At 71.9% G+C, this 16,128-nt stretch carries 17 protein-coding genes; 10 read left to right on the plus strand and 7 right to left on the minus strand.

Annotated elements, in window-relative coordinates; translation table 11 throughout:
• The first annotated feature begins 3 nt into the window (after positions 1-3).
• From E1288_RS03140 to E1288_RS03150, 3 genes are read left to right on the plus strand one after another with little or no spacing between them, the layout of a single operon-like run.
• Positions 4-1,041, plus strand: a complete 1,038-nt coding sequence (locus E1288_RS03140) for an ABC transporter permease (RefSeq protein ID WP_132480418.1) — start codon at positions 4-6, stop codon at positions 1,039-1,041.
• Positions 1,038-1,934 carry an ABC transporter permease gene (locus E1288_RS03145; RefSeq protein ID WP_207954156.1) on the plus strand — a complete coding sequence of 299 codons (897 nt, stop codon included), beginning with the start codon at positions 1,038-1,040 and terminating at the stop codon, positions 1,932-1,934. Before E1288_RS03140 ends, E1288_RS03145 begins: the two co-directional genes overlap by 4 nt.
• A complete protein-coding gene (locus E1288_RS03150) occupies positions 1,931-3,535 on the plus strand; it encodes a dipeptide ABC transporter ATP-binding protein (RefSeq protein WP_132480421.1) in 1,605 nt (534 codons plus the stop codon). Before E1288_RS03145 ends, E1288_RS03150 begins: the two co-directional genes overlap by 4 nt.
• Here E1288_RS03150 and E1288_RS46725 read toward each other — a convergent pair whose 3' ends face one another.
• From E1288_RS46725 to E1288_RS03160, 3 genes are read right to left on the minus strand one after another with little or no spacing between them, the layout of a single operon-like run.
• Positions 3,536-3,691, minus strand: coding sequence for a hypothetical protein (locus E1288_RS46725; protein ID WP_165967963.1), 156 nt, complete (start codon positions 3,689-3,691; stop codon positions 3,536-3,538).
• A gap of 32 nt (positions 3,692-3,723) precedes the next feature.
• Complete coding sequence (locus E1288_RS03155; RefSeq protein WP_132480424.1) at positions 3,724-4,353, minus strand: nucleoside/nucleotide kinase family protein; 630 nt, start codon at positions 4,351-4,353, stop codon at positions 3,724-3,726.
• 13 nt (positions 4,354-4,366) lie between these two features.
• The gene (locus E1288_RS03160; RefSeq protein WP_132480427.1) at positions 4,367-5,221 is read right to left on the minus strand and encodes an alpha/beta fold hydrolase; all 855 of its coding nucleotides are present in this window, start codon (positions 5,219-5,221) and stop codon (positions 4,367-4,369) included.
• A 78-nt stretch (positions 5,222-5,299) separates the two neighbouring features.
• Here E1288_RS03160 and E1288_RS03165 point away from each other — a divergent pair, with 78 nt between their 5' ends.
• Positions 5,300-5,866: a CGNR zinc finger domain-containing protein gene (locus E1288_RS03165; RefSeq protein ID WP_132480430.1), complete on the plus strand. Its 567-nt coding sequence runs from the start codon at positions 5,300-5,302 to the stop codon at positions 5,864-5,866.
• On the opposite strand, the gene E1288_RS03170 is transcribed toward E1288_RS03165, so the two are convergent.
• Complete coding sequence (locus tag E1288_RS03170) at positions 5,863-6,795, minus strand: S66 peptidase family protein (protein ID WP_132480433.1); 933 nt, start codon at positions 6,793-6,795, stop codon at positions 5,863-5,865. The two genes, E1288_RS03165 and E1288_RS03170, sit on opposite strands and share 4 nt — an antisense overlap.
• Positions 6,796-7,166: 371 nt before the next feature.
• Between E1288_RS03170 and E1288_RS03175 the strand changes: the two genes are divergently transcribed.
• From E1288_RS03175 to E1288_RS03185, 3 genes are read left to right on the plus strand one after another with little or no spacing between them, the layout of a single operon-like run.
• Complete coding sequence (locus E1288_RS03175) at positions 7,167-7,733, plus strand: DUF3090 domain-containing protein (RefSeq protein ID WP_132480436.1); 567 nt, start codon at positions 7,167-7,169, stop codon at positions 7,731-7,733.
• A 5-nt stretch (positions 7,734-7,738) separates the two neighbouring features.
• Positions 7,739-8,533: an SCO1664 family protein gene (locus tag E1288_RS03180; RefSeq protein ID WP_132480439.1), complete on the plus strand. Its 795-nt coding sequence runs from the start codon at positions 7,739-7,741 to the stop codon at positions 8,531-8,533.
• Positions 8,534-8,577: 44 nt separating this feature from the next.
• Positions 8,578-9,522 carry an MBL fold metallo-hydrolase gene (locus E1288_RS03185; RefSeq protein WP_235883310.1) on the plus strand — a complete coding sequence of 315 codons (945 nt, stop codon included), beginning with the start codon at positions 8,578-8,580 and terminating at the stop codon, positions 9,520-9,522.
• Between the two features lie 43 nt (positions 9,523-9,565).
• Here E1288_RS03185 and E1288_RS03190 read toward each other — a convergent pair whose 3' ends face one another.
• Complete coding sequence (locus E1288_RS03190; protein ID WP_132480445.1) at positions 9,566-10,804, minus strand: serine hydrolase domain-containing protein; 1,239 nt, start codon at positions 10,802-10,804, stop codon at positions 9,566-9,568.
• Between the two features lie 117 nt (positions 10,805-10,921).
• Between E1288_RS03190 and E1288_RS03195 the strand changes: the two genes are divergently transcribed.
• Genes E1288_RS03195 through E1288_RS03205 form a run of 3 tightly spaced genes read left to right on the plus strand, consistent with a single transcriptional unit; the run spans position 10,922 to position 14,783 of the window.
• Positions 10,922-12,322: an ATP-binding protein gene (locus E1288_RS03195; RefSeq protein WP_132480448.1), complete on the plus strand. Its 1,401-nt coding sequence runs from the start codon at positions 10,922-10,924 to the stop codon at positions 12,320-12,322.
• Positions 12,322-14,274, plus strand: a complete 1,953-nt coding sequence (locus E1288_RS03200) for a vWA domain-containing protein (protein ID WP_132480451.1) — start codon at positions 12,322-12,324, stop codon at positions 14,272-14,274. Before E1288_RS03195 ends, E1288_RS03200 begins: the two co-directional genes overlap by 1 nt.
• On the plus strand, positions 14,271-14,783 hold the full coding sequence (locus E1288_RS03205) for a nitroreductase family protein (RefSeq protein ID WP_132480454.1): 513 nt from the start codon (positions 14,271-14,273) through the stop codon (positions 14,781-14,783). The genes E1288_RS03200 and E1288_RS03205 overlap by 4 nt, the downstream gene beginning before the upstream one ends.
• A gap of 56 nt (positions 14,784-14,839) precedes the next feature.
• On the opposite strand, the gene E1288_RS03210 is transcribed toward E1288_RS03205, so the two are convergent.
• Positions 14,840-15,412, minus strand: a complete 573-nt coding sequence (locus E1288_RS03210) for a DedA family protein (RefSeq protein WP_132480457.1) — start codon at positions 15,410-15,412, stop codon at positions 14,840-14,842.
• Entirely contained in the window at positions 15,405-16,013 is a 609-nt protein-coding gene (locus E1288_RS03215; RefSeq protein ID WP_165967964.1) for a class I SAM-dependent methyltransferase, read from the minus strand. Before E1288_RS03215 ends, E1288_RS03210 begins: the two co-directional genes overlap by 8 nt.
• Between the last annotated feature and the right edge of the window lie 115 nt (positions 16,014-16,128).

The following is a 16,128-nucleotide window of genomic DNA, read 5'->3' on the forward strand; positions in this document are numbered from 1 at the left end:
ACCGTGTCCCAAGCACTCGCGACAGTCGCAGAACCGGCGCCGCCCACCGGCGGCGGCCGCCGGGCGGTCCGCTACGTGGCGGGCAAGCTGGGCGGCGGCCTGGTGAGCCTGTTCCTGGTGGCGGTGCTGGGCTTCTTCCTGTTCCGGGTGATGCCCGGCGACCCGGTGCGCACCATGACCCACGGCGCACCGGTCACCGAGCAGCAGATCGCCGTGCTGCGCGAGCGGTTCGGCCTGGACCAGCCGCTGTGGAAGCAGTTCCTGGACTTCCTGGGCAACCTGCTGCGCGGTGACCTCGGCACCTCCTACACCTACAGCCGCCCGGTGGGCGAGCTGATCCTCGACCGCATCGGCCCGACCGTGCTGCTGGTGGGCACGGCGACCTTGATCGCCGTGCTGCTGGGGCTGTGGATGGGCTCGCGCGCGGCGTGGCAGCACGGCGGCGCCTTCGACAAGACCTCGACGTCGATCGCGCTGACGCTGTGGTCGGTGCCGACGTTCTGGCTCGGGTTGATCGTGCTGATGGCCTTCGGCGTCGGCGTCGGGCCGATCCCGGGCATGTTCCCGGTCGGCGGGATCTCCTCGCCGGACACGCCGCCGGAGCTGCTGCCGCAGGTCCTGGACATCGCCCACCACCTGGTGCTGCCCGCGCTGACGATGGTCGCGGTGATCTACGCCGAGTACCTGATGGTGATGCGCTCGTCGCTGCTGGAGGAGATGGGCGAGGACTACCTGACCACCGCGCGCGCCAAGGGCCTGCGCGAGGACCTGGTGCGGCGGCGGCATGCGGTGCCCAACGCGCTGCTGCCCACCGTCACGCTGATCTTCCTGCGGCTGGGTCTGGTGGTCGGGGGCGCGATCACGGTGGAGACGGTGTTCTCCTGGCCGGGTCTCGGATTGCTCACCTACGAGGCGCTGCGGGTGCCGGACCTTCCGTTGCTGCAGGGCATTTTCATCGTGCTTGCGGGGAGCGTGGTGGTGATGAACGTGCTGGCCGATGTGCTCTACCGGGTGCTCGATCCGAGGGTGCGGGAATCATGACGGCCACCGCAGGGCAGATCATCCGGGCCCGCCGCCGGGCCAGGATGGCCGAGGCGTGGCGCGTCTTCCGCGCGGACCGGGCCGGTTTGGTGGGCCTCGTGGTGCTGGTCGTGGTCGGCTTGCTGGCGTTGTTCGCGCCGCTGCTCACCGATGCCGGCGGCCTGGACGTCACGCGGGCGCCGGGCCGCCCGCTGCAAGCGCCGAGCGGCGAATTCTGGCTCGGCACCGACGAATCCGGGCGTTCGGTGCTGCTGCTGACCTGGTGGGGCGCGCGGGTGTCGCTGGTCGTCGGCCTGTCGGCGGCCGTGCTGTCGGTGCTGATCGGCACCGTGGTGGGGGTGCTCGCCGCGCACTTCGGCGGCTGGACCTCCCGAGTGCTGTTGCGCTTCACCGACTTCTTCCTGGTCCTGCCGTCGCTGGTGCTGGCCATCGCGCTGTCCACGGTGCTCGCTCGCGGGCTGTGGACGATCGTGCTGGCCATCGGGGTGACGGCGTGGCCGCCGACGGCGCGGATGGTGCGCGCGCAGACGCTGACGATCGAGGCCCGCCCCTACATCGAGCGGGCCCGGGCACTGGGCGCGGGGCACGGCCACGTCATCGGCCGCCACGTGCTGCCCGCCGTGCTGCCGCTGGTGTTCGCCAACACGACGCTGTCGGTGGCCAGCGCGATCATCGCCGAGTCGACGCTGTCGTTCCTGGGCCTGGGCGATCCGAGCATGGTTTCGTGGGGTTCGATGCTGAAGTCCGCGATGGACACCGGCGCGGTCACCGGCGGCGCGTGGTGGTACCTGCTGCCGCCGGGCCTGGGCATCGTGGTGGTGGTGCTCGGCTTCACGCTCTGCGGGCGGGCGCTGGAGGCCGTGTTCAATCCGAGGCTGCGGGGGCGGCGGTGACTCCGATTCTGCAATTCCGGGACGTGTCGGTGACCTATCGGGGCGCTCAGGAGGCCTCGCCGGGAACAGCCGCGGTGCGCGGCGTGAGCCTGAGCCTCGGCGAGGGCGAAACCCTCGGCCTGGCAGGGGAATCCGGCTGCGGCAAGACGACGCTGGCGATGTCCGTGCTGCGGCTGCTGCCGAGTTCGGCGCGCATCGACGGCGAGGTCCTGCTGGACGGTCAGGACGTGCGCGAGATGACGTTCGGGCAGCTGCGCGCGGTGCGTTGGGCGAGCGCGTCGGTGGTGTTCCAGGGCGCCATGCACGCGTTGAACCCGGTGCGCACCATCGGCGATCAGATCGCCGAGCCGATCAAGCTGCACGGCCGGGCCAACGGCGACCTGCGCAAGCGGGTCGCGGAGCTGCTCGCGCAGGTGGAGCTGCCCGCGGAGCGGGCCGACGCCTATCCGCACGAGCTGTCCGGCGGGCAGAAGCAGCGGGTGATGATCGCGATGGCGCTGGCCTGCGAGCCGCGCCTGGTCATCGCCGACGAGCCGACCACGGCGCTGGACGTGGTGGTGCAGGCCCAGATCCTGGACCTGATGGGCCGGCTGGTCGCCGAGCGCGGCATCGCGCTGCTGATGATCAGCCACGACCTGTCGGTGCTGTCGGCCAGCTGCGAGCGGCTGGCGGTGATGTACCAGGGGCAGGTCGTCGAGCACGGTCCGTCGCGGCAGGTCATGACCGAGCCGCAGCACGCCCACAGCCAGGCCCTGGCCAGTGCCTTCCCGACCGTCGGCGACCCGCGGTTCCGGCTCACCGAAGGGGCGCCGAGCGGGGCCGGCCCCGCGCTGCTGTCGGCGGAGGCGGTGTCGGTCGACTTCACCAGCCGCTCCGGGCAGACCGTGCGCGCCGTGCGCGGGGTGGACCTGGAGGTCGGCGAGAACGAGATCGTCGCGCTGGTCGGCCAGTCCGGCTCCGGCAAGACGACGCTGGCCCGGACGATGCTGGGGCTGCAGCAGCCGACCGGCGGTGCGGTGCGCTTCGACGGCGTGCCGCTGCCGACCGGCAGCGCCGGGCTGCGCGATTACCGCAAGCAGGTGCAGCTGGTGCTGCAGGACCCGTCCGGCGCGCTCAACCCCCGGCACACGGTTTACGAAGCGGTGGCGGAAGGTCTGCGGATCCACGGCATCACCGATGACGAGCGTGGTCGCGTCGCGGCGGCGCTGGAGGCGGCGGAGCTGCGGCCGGCGGAGAAGTTCTTCGGCCGCCTGCCGCAGGAGCTCTCGGGCGGCCAGCGGCAGCGCGTGGTGATCGCGGGCGCGCTGGTGCTGGAACCGCGGGTGCTGATCGCGGACGAGCCGGTGGCGTCGCTGGACGCGACGGTGCGCGGCGAGATCCTGGCGCTGCTGCTGCGCCTGCGGGTCGAACGCGGCCTGTCGACGCTGGTGATCACCCACGACCTCGGCCTGGCCTGGAACATCGCGGACCGGGTGGCGGTGATGTACCAGGGCGATCTGGTGGAGGTCGGCCCGGTGGAGCAGGTCCTGCTCGACCCCAAGCACGACTACACGAAGACGCTCCTGGCCGCCGTCCCGTCCGTCGAGCGCCGCGTGGCCTAGTTACTCGTCGAATCCCATGAACGATTGAATCGCGAGGATCTCCGCCACATCGACGGGATCATTCCCCAGGCGTTCGGCATCTGCTCGGGCTTGTTCGAGCAGGGTTTTCCCACCGGGTTGCGGAGTGTGTTCCGCAGCCAAAACAGACTCATCCATCTGCAAACCGTGCCACGTGTTGGTTCGGCCGTTCAGTCCAGGCTGTCGACGACCGCGGGGCGGCCTGGGCGGTCGACTCGGACCACGAGGTCCGCGAGGCGTTCCGGGGTGACTTCTTCGGCGTAGCGCCGGAATGCGGGCAGCGTCCAGCGGTCCGGTTCCGGGGTTCGCCGCTGCAGGGCCGCTTCCGGGAGCCAGAGGTGGATCGCGAAGTCGAAGTCCAGGCCCGCGCCGAGCAGCAGCGGTCCGTCCACAACGGCCACTCCGCGGGGCGGGAGGGCGATGCGGGCGAGTCGGGGCGAGCGGTCCGCCTCGGCGTCCCAGAAGGCGGGCAGCACCTGGCCGTTCCCGCTCGCGGACAGCGGGGTCAGCACCTCGCGGGTCAGGGCTTTCAGGTCGAACCAGCTCTCGTAGAACGAGTCCGGGTCGTGGTGGCCGTGTTCCAGTCGCAGCGAGGCCGGGCGCAGGTAGTCCGCGGTGCGCACCCGGACCACCTCGCGGCCCAGCGCCCGCAGCGGTTCCACCAGAGCGTCGGCGAATTCGCCGGTGTCGGCGGCGGACGCGCCGTCCACTGCCACCCGCGCCCAGCGCCCCTGCAGGGCGTCGATGCGTTCCACCACCTCCTCGGCCAGCAGGTCGGGGGAGATGGGGCGGACGCGCATGGGCCCGAAGGTATCAAGCCGCCTTCAGGAACTCCCGCAGGTGCGTCAGCACCGCTTCCGGGCGTTCCTCAGGCAGGAAGTGGCCGCATTCCGGGATTTCGGCGCTGGTGAGGTCTTCGGCGTAGTCGAGCCAGATCTCGCGCATCGGCAGCCGGGCGGGCAGGCCGGCCGAGCCCCACAGCGCCAGCACCGGCATGGTCAGCTTCCGGCCCGCCGCCGCGTCGACGTCGTCGTGCTCGCTGTCGTGCGGGAACGACGCTCGGTAGTCGTCGAAACCGGCGCGCAGCGCGCCGGGCGCGGAGAAGGCGCGCACGTACTCGTCGATCGCCGCCGCTTCCAGGCCGTGCCGGTTGACCGTCCAGCGCTCGAAGAAGTACCCGAGGTAGCCCGCGACGTCGGTGCCGGCCAGGCGTTCCGGCAGGTCCGGCTGCATGTGGAACAACCAGTGCCAGTAGGCCATGCCGGCTTCGGTGTTCAGCCGCTTCCACATCTCGCGGGTCGGCACGACGTCCAGCAGCGCCAGCCGGTCGACCTGCGCCGGGCGGTCCAGGCCCCAGCGGTGCGCCACCCGCGCGCCCCGGTCGTGGCCGACGACGCTGACCGACTCGAAGCCCAGCGATTCGGCCAGCGCGGCCACGTCGGAGGCCATCGTGCGCTTGTCGTAGCCGGTGCGGGGCTTGTCGGTCCGGCCGTAGCCGCGCAGGTCCGGCGCGATCACGGTGTGGGTGCGGGCCAGTTCCGGGATCAGCTTCCGCCAGCAGTGGCTGGTCTGCGGCCAGCCGTGCAGCAGCACCAGGCCCGGGCCGCTGCCCGCCCGCGTGTAGTGCACGCGCAAACCGTTGATCAGGGCGACTTCTTCGGTCGGCATCCGGCGAACTCCGATTCTAACCGTCTTGGGGGGTTAGAACTTAGAATGCCATACCGACGGCCGGCGGAGGGGACGAGAATGGGTGATTGGATCTGGGACGGCGGTCGTCCCAGCCTCGATCTGGTCAACACGCTGCGCGACCGCTACTGCGGCGGCCGCGAACTGCTGGTGACGCCGGATCGCCTGGCCGAATGGCTGCGCGAAGCCGGGCTCCGCGCCGACGGCGCGCCCGCGGACGCGCACGTTGAATTCGCGCGCGAGCTGCGCGAGGCGATCGACCGGTCGCTGCAGGTCCGGGCCCAGGGGCTCGGCATCGCGGAGTCCGATGTGGACTTGATCAACGAAGCCGCCCGCGCGGAGAACCGCGCCGCGGCTCAGCTGCTGGTGCGCCCGGACGGGTCGGTGGAAGCCCGGCGACCGCCGCCGGACGACCCAGTGCGGGCCGCGCTGGCGGTGGTCGCGGTCGACGCGATCGACCTGCTCGCCACCGAGCCGTTCCCGCGCGTCGCCGTCTGCGCCTTCCACCTCTGCGGGATCCGGTTCGTCGACGTTTCTCCGGCGCGAAACCGGCAGTGGTGCTCGATGGCGCGGTGCGGCAACCGCGCGAAGGCCCGCCAGCACTACGCGCGGAAGAAAGCGAACTAGAGCAGTGCGGGTTGCAGGATCGAGAGGCGCTGCGCGTCGGTGTCGAGTTCGGCGGCCACTCCGAGCGGGATGGTGCGCTGAGCCGTGCAGTGGCCGAAGCCCAGCTCCCACAGGATCGGCACGCCCAGGCCGCCCAGGCGGTCCGACATCACCGCGCGCACCTCCTCCAGCGGTCCGCACTCCGTCCAGGAACCGAGCGCGATCCCGGCGGCGTGGTCGAACCAGCCCGCGCGCAGCAGCTGCGTGACGAACCGGTCCAGCTGGTACGGGTCCTCCGTGACGTCCTCGAGCATGGCGATGCCGCGCTCCGGCGGAGTCGGTGCGTCCGGTGCGCCGAAGGAACCCGCGACGATGCTCAGGTTGCCGCCGTAGGTGATGCCCCGCGCCCGCCCGGGCACGAGCGCGTCCGCGGTGGAGCGCGTCAGGATGGTGACCGACTCGGGCTGGAACAGGGTGCGGCGCAGGTGTTCCCGCGCGGCCGCGTCTTCGGTGAACGCCTTCGTCGCGGCCATCGGCCCGAACACCGTGACCAGGCCGAGCTGGGTGGCGAACGCGTCGTGCAGGGCCGTGATGTCGCTGGAGCCGGTGAACAGCTTCGGCCCGGCCGCGGCCATCTCGGTCCAGTCCAGGAGGTCGAGGATCCGCATGCTGCCGTATCCGCCGCGCACGCAGAACACCGCGCTGACGTCCGGATCGCACCACGCCTCCTGCAGATCGGCGGCGCGGTCGGCGTCGGTGCCCGCGAGGTAGTCCAGGCGCGGGTGGCGATCCCGGACGTGTTTGCCGACCCTGGTGTTCAGGCCCCAGGAGCGCAGTTGCTCCAGCCCGGTTTCGAGCAGGTCCTCCGGCACCGGTCCGGCGGGCGCGACGAGCGCCACGGTGTCCCCGCTGCGCAGCCGGTGCGGGCGACGTAGTTCGCGCATGGTCATGGCTGGTCCGCCTCTCCGCGATCCACAGTGGTGGTTGCGTCCAGCCCGATCTCCCGTTGCGTGGTTTCCTGTGGCTGGCTTGCGTCACGGTCCCCTGGGGTGCGGTGAAGGAGGACTGAGGTTGACACAGGGTTACTCATGCCTGCTCCATCCCGCGATCTTGACCACCGCCCGTGAGGGTATCCGCACCAGGCGTGACGCGCCGGAGTTCGCCGATGGCGAACAACGCTGAAACAGGTGGTCGACGAGCCCGTTCAGCGAGTAAACCGGCGGATGACCCGGCGGAAGCCGGGCCGGTTCGCAACGGTGATGAAGGAAACGGGGGCCAGCCGCGCACGCACGGCGCGCGGTGGCCTAGGGTCGGAGGAGTCATGGCTCGTGTCATCCACGTCTTCCGTCAACCCGACCGATTCGTCGCCGGAACGGTCGGGGAACCCGGCGATCGCACCTTCTACCTGCAGGCGTCCGAGGACGTTCGCACGGTCAGCGTGCAGCTCGAAAAGCAGCAGGTGTCGGTGCTGGCCGAACGCATCGGCGCGCTGCTGGAAGAAGTGCAGCGCCGGTTCAACACCGACCTGCCCAGCCAGACCCCCGACGACCTCGTCGACACCGACCCGCTGGCGGTGCCGGTCGACGAGGAGTTCCGGGTCGGCACCATGGGGCTGGGCTGGGACGCCGAAACCGAGGCGGTGGTCGTCGAGCTCCTCGCGGTCACCGAGGAGGAGATCGACGAGTCGGTGGTGCTCGACGACACCGAGGAAGGCCCCGACGCGCTGCGGGTGTTCCTCAGCCCCGCGCACGCGCGGGCGTTCGCCGAGCGCGCCGAGCGCGTCATCAACGCGGGCCGCAAGCCGTGCCCGCTGTGCGCCGAACCGCTGGACCCTGCCGGGCACATCTGCCCGCGGCAGAACGGCTACCGCCGCTCGGAAGAGGTCTGACGGTCGTGCACGCGGGCGATCCCGCGGTCGCGGAGCTGCTCCGGCACGGCCGGCTGGACGTGCAGGGGCGGCTGGTGGAGGCGTCCAACGCGACGTTGTTCTGCGGGATCGAGTCCGACGGCGTGTCCGCCGAGTGCGTCTACAAGCCGGTGCGCGGCGAGCGGCCGTTATGGGACTTCCCGGACGGCACGCTGGCCGGCCGCGAGGTCGCGTCCTACCTGCTGTCCGAGGCCACCGGCTGGGGGCTGATCCCGCCGACGCTGCTGCGCGACGGCCCGTTCGGGCCGGGCATGGTGCAGCTGTGGGTGGACGTCGAGGAGGACTCGCAGCTGGTCGACATCGTCGCCCCCGGCGAGGTCCCGGACGGCTGGCTGGCGGTGCTGCGCGCCCAGGACCACCACGGCGACCCGGTCGTGCTCGCGCACGCCGACCACGAGCAGCTGCGGCTGCTGGCGGTGCTCGATATCGTGATCAACAACGCCGACCGCAAGGGCGGGCACATCCTGCACGCCCCGGACGGCCGGGTGCTCGGCGTCGACCACGGCGTGAGCCTCAACACCGACGACAAGCTGCGCACCGTGCTGTGGGGCTGGATCGGGCAGCCGCTGCCGGGCGACGTCGTCGACCGGCTGGGCGAGCTGCGCGCCCTGATGGAGGGCGAGCTGGCCGCTGAGCTGGCCGAACACGTCACCCCGAAGGAAGTCCAGGCGGTCAACGCGCGCATCGAGCGGCTGCTGGTGGACGGCGTGTTCCCCGCGCCGTCCGGGGAATGGCCGGCCATCCCCTGGCCCGCCTTCTGACGCCGCGGGTGCGGACCCCCGGCCGCGCAGGGCAATCTGTTCGGGTGCGACCCGAGTACCAGCAGCTGATGATCCAGTCCTCCTACGCGGACCGCTTGCACGAGCCGCTGCCCAGCTTCCGAGCCGTGATGCGGCTGATGTGGACCGGCGGGTTCCGCGGCCGGGTGGAGGACGCCGACCGGATCCCGGTGCTGCGCACCGGTCTGCCGCCGGTGACGGCGCGGGACACCTCGGTCACCTGGGTCGGGCACTCGACGTACGTGGTGCGGATGGCCGGGGCAACGGTGCTCACCGATCCCGTGTGGTCGTCGCGGATCCCCGGCGTGCCGCGACGGCTCACGCCGCCGGGCGTCGCCTTCAGCGAGCTGCCGCCCATCGACGCGGTCGTGATCAGCCACAACCACTACGACCACCTGGACGCGCCCACCGTGCAGCGGCTGCCCCGCGCCACCCCGGTGCTGGCGCCCGCGGGGCTGGGCCGCTGGTTCCGGCGCCGCGGCTTCACCGAGGTCGTCGAGCTGGACTGGTGGCAGTCGGCGGAGGTCGCCGGGCTGACGTTCGACTTCGCGCCCGCGCGGCACTGGAGCCGCCGCGGCCCGCGGGACACCTGCCGCAGCCTGTGGGGCAGCTGGGTGATCACCGGGCCGGAGCACCGGGTCTACCACGCCGGGGACAGCGGCTACGGGCCGCACTTCGCGGAGATCGCGCAGCGCTACCCGGGCATCGACGTGGCGATGGTGCCGATCGGCGCGTACGACCCGCGCTGGTTCATGAAGCCGGTGCACATGGACCCGGAGGAGGCCGCGCAGGCGGTGGCCGACCTGGGCGCGGAGTACGCGGCGACCATGCACTGGGGGACGTTCGTGCTGACCCGCGAGCCGGTCACGGAGCCGCTGACCCGGATCCGCAAGGCCTGGCGCGACGCGGGCCGCGACCCGGAGCGGCTGTGGGACCTGGCGGTCGGCGAATCCCGCGTTCTGGGGTCGTGAGTGCGTAACCGGGCTCCAACCCGGTTACGCACTCACGACCCCGTCAGTCCACCAGGGCCTGGTAGACGAGTTGGTGCAGCTGGGAGCGGATGGGGTGGGTGCTCGACGGCATCAGCTGGGTCAGGAACAGCACCGTCAGGTCCTCCGCCGGGTCCACCCAGAACGCCGTGCTGGCCAGGCCGCCCCAGGAGAACTCGCCCGGGGAGCTGATCACCTTCGCCGCCATCGGGTCGTCGATCACCGCGAAGCCCAGCCCGAAGCCCTTGCCCGCGTTGGCCACCTCCGAGAACGAGCCGAGCGCCAGGGTTTCCAGGTCCGCGCCGCCGGGCAGGTGGTTGCGGGTCATGTACTGCACCGTGCGGCTGCCGAGCAGGCGGACCCCGTCGAGTTCGCCCTCGCGCAGCAGCATCTGCGTGAACCGGTGGTAGTCGTGCGCCGTGGAGAACAGCCCGCCGCCGCCGGAGAGGGCCTTCGGCAGCTCGAACGCCGCCGCGCCCAGCTCCGCCTGCTTCGGGTGCGGGCGGGCCTTGCCCTGCGGGTCGGCGACGTAGAGGGTGGCGAGCCGGTCGGCGTCGGCGCGATCCACCGCGAAGCCCGTGTCGGTCATGCCCAGCGGCTCGAAGATGCGGGTGCGGAAGAACTCGTCCAGCGTCTGCCCGGACGCCACCTCCACGATCCGGCCCAGCACGTCGGTGGCCACCGAGTAGTTCCAGGCCGTGCCGGGGTCGAACAGCAGCGGCATGCTCGCCCACTCGTCGCAGCAGCCCGCCAGGTCGAGGTCGTCGGCCATGCCGTACTCGAAGCCGGCGCGGCGGTAGAGCTCGTCGACCGGGTTCAGGTAGTGGAAGGCGTAGGTGAGGCCCGATGTGTGGGTCAGCAGGTGCCAGATCCGCATGTCCTCGCCCGCCGGGCGGGTCTGCGGGGCGCGGGCGGTGCCGCCGTTGTAGACGCGCAGCTCGGCGAACGACGGGATGAAGTCGCTGACCGGGTCGGTGAGCTCGAACGCGCCCTCCTCGTGCAGCATCATGATCGCCACCGAGGTGACCGGTTTGGTCATGGAGTAGATCCGGAACAGGGTGTCGGTCTGCACCGGGGCGCCGGCGGCGATGTCGCGCATGCCGTGCGTCGACAGGTGCGCGATCTTGCCCTGCCGGGACACCAGCGCCAGCCAGCCGGGCAGCTTGCCGGCCTCGACGTACTTGGCGAAGTGCTGGTCGATTCGGTTCAGCCGGGCGGCGTCGAACCCGGCCTCGGCGGGGTTCACCTCGATCTCCAGGGCCACTTGATCCTCCTGCGCGTGCCGTCGCGGGTTACCTGGTTTTCTACTCTCGCTCGACCGCATGCGAAATCCTTTCTGCTATGGCAGCGCGTGTCGGTGCGTGCCGGTAGCGTCGAGGGGGTGACGACCCCGACTCCACCCGAAGGGCTGCCCCGCACGGCGGGGGAGCTGCGGTCCAGCGGCCACGCACCGCGCAGCGTCAAGGCGGAGCTGCGCGCCAACCTGCTGACCGCGCTGCGCTCCGGCCGCTCGCTGTGGCCCGGCATCGTCGGTTTCGACCAGACCGTGCTGCCGCAGCTGGAGCGCGCCCTGATCGCCGGGCACGACGTGGTGCTGCTCGGGGAGCGCGGGCAGGGCAAGACGCGGCTGCTGCGCAGCCTCACCGAACTGCTGGACGAGTGGACGCCGGTCATCGAGGGTTCGGAGCTCGGCGAGCACCCGCTGCAGCCGATCACCCCGGCCTCCCGCCGCCGCGCCGCCGAACTCGGCGACGACCTGCCGGTGGCCTGGCGGCACCGCAGCGAGCGGTACGTGGAGAAGCTGGCGACCCCGGACACCTCGGTCGGCGACCTGGTCGGCGACGTGGACCCGGTGAAGGTCGCCGAGGGGCGCTCGCTGGGCGACCCGGAGACGATCCACTTCGGACTGGTGCCCCGCGCGCACCGCGGCATCGTCACCGTCAACGAGCTGCCCGACCTGGCCGAGCGGATCCAGGTGGCGCTGCTGAACGTGATGGAGGAGCGGGACATCCAGATCCGCGGCTACAGCCTGCGGCTGCCGCTGGACGTGCTGCTGGTCGCCACCGCCAACCCGGAGGACTACACCAACCGGGGCCGGATCATCACGCCGCTGAAGGACCGCTTCGGCGCGGAGATCCGCACCCACTACCCGCTGGACGTCGACGACGAGATTTCGCTGGTGCGCCAGGAGGCGGACCTGCCCGCGGAGGTCGGCGACCACCTGCTGGAGGTGCTCGCGCGCTTCGTCGGCCACCTGCGCGAGTCCAACGCCGTCGACCAGCGCTCCGGCGTGTCGGCCCGGTTCGCCATCGCCGCCGCCGAGACGGTCTCGGCCGCCGCGCTGCACCGCTCCGCGGTGACCGGCGAGCACCCGGCGGTGGCGCGGCCGGTCGACCTGGCGGCGGTGCCCGCCGTGTTGCGCGGCAAGATCGAGTTCGAGGCCGGCGAGGAGGGCCGCGAGGACGAGCTGCTCGGCTACCTGCTGCGCCGCTCGGTGGCCGACACCGCCCGCGGCCTGTTCGCCGGGCTGGACCTGCAGTCGCTGGCCCAGGCCGTCGTCGACGGCCACCCGGTGGCCACCGGCGAGCGCATCGCCGGGCACGACGTGCTCACGGCGCTGCCGGAACTGCCGGTGCTGCACCAGGTTGCGGAGCGGCTCGGCGTGCGGGCCGGGGACCCGCCGGGGCGGATCGCCAGCGCCGTCGAGCTCGCACTGGAGTCGCTGTACCTGGCGAAGCGGCTCGGCAAGGACGCCGAGGACGACCGGTCGGTGTACAGCTGATGAGCCGCCGGTTCCGGTACGACGCGTGGCACGGCGGGACCGACCCCTTGGCCCCGCCGGTGGATCTGCGCGCCGCGCTGGACCAGATCGGCCGCGACGTCATGGAAGGCGCATCGCCGCGCTCCGCGCTGGAGGAGATGCTGCGCACCGGAACCCGAGACACCGCCGGGCTCGACGAGCTCACCCGGCGGCTGTGGCAGCGGCGCAGCGAGCTGCAGCGGCGGCACCGGCTGGACGGGACGCTCTCCGAGGTCCGCCGGCTTCTGGTCCGCGCGCTGCAGCAGGAGCGGCTGGCGCTCGCTGCCGACACGAGTGAGGACGCGCGGTTCCGCGAACTGCAGCTCGACGCGCTGCCGCCGGATGTCGCCGGTCAGGTCGCCGAGCTGGCGAACTACGACTGGCGTTCGCCGGACGCGCGGGAGACCTTCGAGGAGATCCGGCAGATGCTGGGCACCGAGTTCCTCGAACAGCGCTTCCAGGGCATGAAGCAGGCGATGCAGCACGTCACGCCCGAGGACGTCGAGCGGGTGCGGCAGATGCTCGACGACCTGTCGGCGCTGCTGGCCGCGCACGCCCGCGGCGACGCCGAGGTCCAGCAGAAGTTCGAGCAGTTCATGGCCCAGCACGGCGAGTTCTTCCCGGAGAACCCGCGCAACGTCGACGAGCTCATCGACGCGCTGGCGGCCCGCTCGGCCGCGGCGCAGCGGCTGCTGAACTCCATGAGCGAGCAGCAGCGCGCCGAGCTGATGTCGTTGTCGCAGCAGGCATTCGGCGATCCGCGGATCGCGCAGGCGTTGCAGCGGCTCGATCAGCAGCTGCAGGGGCTGCGGCCGGGCGAGGACTGGACGGGCCAGGCGCGGTTCCGCGGCGACCAGCCGATGGGCCTGGCCGAGGCGACGGCGGCGATGGCCGAGCTCGGCGAGCTGGACCGGCTGGCGGAGCAGCTGGGGCAGGCGTACCCGGGCGCGAGCCTGGAGGACATCGACCTGGAGGCGCTGGAACGGCAGCTCGGCCCGCAGGCGGTCGTCGATGCGCAGCGGCTTTCGGAGATCGAGCAGCAGTTGCGGCAGCAGGGCCTGTTGCAGCGCGCACCCGATGGCAGCCTCCGGCTGTCGCCGCGAGCGATGCGGCGGCTCGGGGAGACCGCGCTGCGGTCGGTGATCTCGCAGCTGCGGTCGCGGAGCGGCGAGCGCGACACCGATCGCGCGGGCGCGGCGGGGGAGCTGACCGGCACCACGCGGCCGTGGAGCTACGGCGACGCGGAGCCGTGGGACGCCGTGCGCACGGTGCGCAACGCGGTGCTGCGGCGAGCGGGGGAGGGCCCCGACTCGGCGCTGCTGGACATCTCGGACCTGGAGGTGGCGGAGACCGAGCAGCGTTCGCGCGCGGCTGTGGTGCTGTGCGTGGACACGTCGTGGTCGATGGTGCAGGACGGCCGCTGGGTGCCGATGAAGCGCACCGCGCTCGCGCTGCACCACCTGGTCGCGACCCGGTTCCGGTCGGACGCGCTGCAGCTGGTCACCTTCGGCCGCTACGCGTCCACTGTGGACGTAGGTGAGCTCGCCGCGCTGGAAGGGGTTTGGGAGCAGGGCACGAACCTGCACCACGCCCTGCTGCTCGCGGGCCGCCACCTGCGCCGCCATCCGGACGCCCAGCCCGTGGTGCTCGTCGTGACCGACGGCGAACCGACCGCGCACCTCGAACCCGACGGCGAAGCGGTGTTCCAGTACCCGCCGACGCCGCACACCCTCGGCGTGACCCTGTCCGAAGTGGACGCATTGCACCGGCTGGGGACCACGCTGAGCGTCTTCATGCTCGGCGAGAACCCGCGCCTGAAGGCGTTCGTGGACATCGTCGCCCGCCGCGGCGGCGGCCGGGTCCTGTCGCCCACCGCGGACGGCCTCGGCGCGGCGGTCGTCGGCGACTACCTGCGGACCAAGCGCCGCCGATGACCGAAGATCCGCTCCGCGCGCTGGCTTCGCTGCGAGCCACCAGGTGGTTCACCGACGAGGACGTCGACGACGCCGCTCTGCACCGGATCCTGGACGCGGCGAGGTGGACCGGTTCGGCGCGCAACAGGCAGCCCTGGCGGTTCCACACCGTCCGCGACGCCGCGACGCGGGATGAGCTGAGCCGCTGCGGCGCCTACGCGGTGCACCTGCGGTCCGCGCCCGTCGTCGTGCTGCTGGCGCTCGATCACGGCTGGGCCGACTCGGAGTTCGACGGCGGCCGGGTCGCGCAGAACATCATGCTCGCCGCGCACCTGCTCGGGCTGGGGTCGTGCCCGGTCACGTTCTTCCCCGCGGAGAACGCCGAACGCGTCACGGCCATCGCCGGATGCTCGCCGCCCTGGCAGGTGCGCACCGGCATCGTGCTGGGGCATCCCGCGCCCCGGCCGCCGGGAACCTCGGCGATCCCCACCGGCCGCCACCCGCTCGACGTCCTCTGGACCTCGGACTAGCATCGCCAGGCTCCCGATTTTGCCTAAAATTGGGAACTCCGCACGTCTCCAACCGCTCACGAGCGTGCACGCAGGGGCGTTCGTCGCGCCCGCCACACCACGACCGCGATCGATAGTGCGAACAAGGCGCCCACGCCGGAAAGTGCGGAGTTGAGCAGCTGGGCGACGTGCACGCCGGCGACGTACCCGGTACCGGCGAGGCAACCCGCCCACAGCGTCGTGGACGGGATGCTCGCCACGACGAACCGCCGGTACGGCATGCCCGTCGACGCCGCCAGCCGCGGCGTCAGCACTCGCGCGCCGGACAGCCACTGACCGCCCGCCACAGCCGCCAGTCCCAGACGGCGAGCCAGGATCGGCACCGCGATCCTGGATGGAACACCACATTGCCGGCCACACAGATAACCGAGCTGCGCGCCGAGAACCGCGCCGGTGGCCACGACGAGCATCGTCGGCCCGAGCGGCACGATGCCGTGACGGGCGCACAGTCCGGCCGCGAACAGCACGCTCGTTCCGGGCAGCACCAGCCCGACGAGGAAGCCCGCCTCGACGATCAGCACGAGGCAGGCCCCGGTCAGCAACAGGATCGGCGGCACCCCGGCGAGCAGCGAGTGCACGAGGTCAAACAACGGGACCCCGGCAGCGGTAGACCCTCGCTGGCGGCAGGTTCGAGCAGACCACAGAGGACGTTCGCGTCTCCCGGAACGTGGCCTCCAGCTGCCGCCGGAACGAGCGTGCCTTGTGCGGCAACGCGGTCAGGTACCCGATCGCGCTGAACGTCCCATCCGGACACAGCGCGCCGGCCACCGAGCGGAGCAGCGCCGCGCGATCCTCCGGCGCCAGCAGCGTCCACGGCAACGAGCTGACGACGGCATCTATGCCGCCGGGCCGGACCCCGGCACCGGCGAGCACCTCGTCCAGCGCCAGCGCATCGGCCTGCAGCACGCGCACGCCATGCCGGGTTTTCCGCAGATGCGCGGCCAGTCCGGGATCGAGCTCCACCGCGAACTGGCGTCCCGACCCCGCCATCCTGGCCGTGATCGCGTCGGTGATGGAGCCGGTGCCAGGCCCGAGTTCGACGACCGTCGCATCCGGGTGGTCCGGCACGACGGATGCGGTGAGCGCGGACACCGCGGGCCCTGTCGGGGTCAGCGCCCCCACACGTGCCGGGCTCTGCAATGCCGTCCGCACGAACAGGCGGAGATCGTTGCGGTATTCGATGGTGGTCACTGGTGCACGCTCCTCACTGGCGTCGATGCACCGAGCGTGCCGATGCGGGCAGCCGTCGGCCATCGGCCGATGACCACGGTGCGAGGTGGCGTTCGGCCACCCGAGAGGTAGGTAT

Origin of the sequence: Saccharopolyspora elongata (assembly GCF_004348985.1) — a bacterium.
In the GTDB taxonomy this organism is placed as follows: domain Bacteria; phylum Actinomycetota; class Actinomycetes; order Mycobacteriales; family Pseudonocardiaceae; genus Saccharopolyspora; species Saccharopolyspora elongata.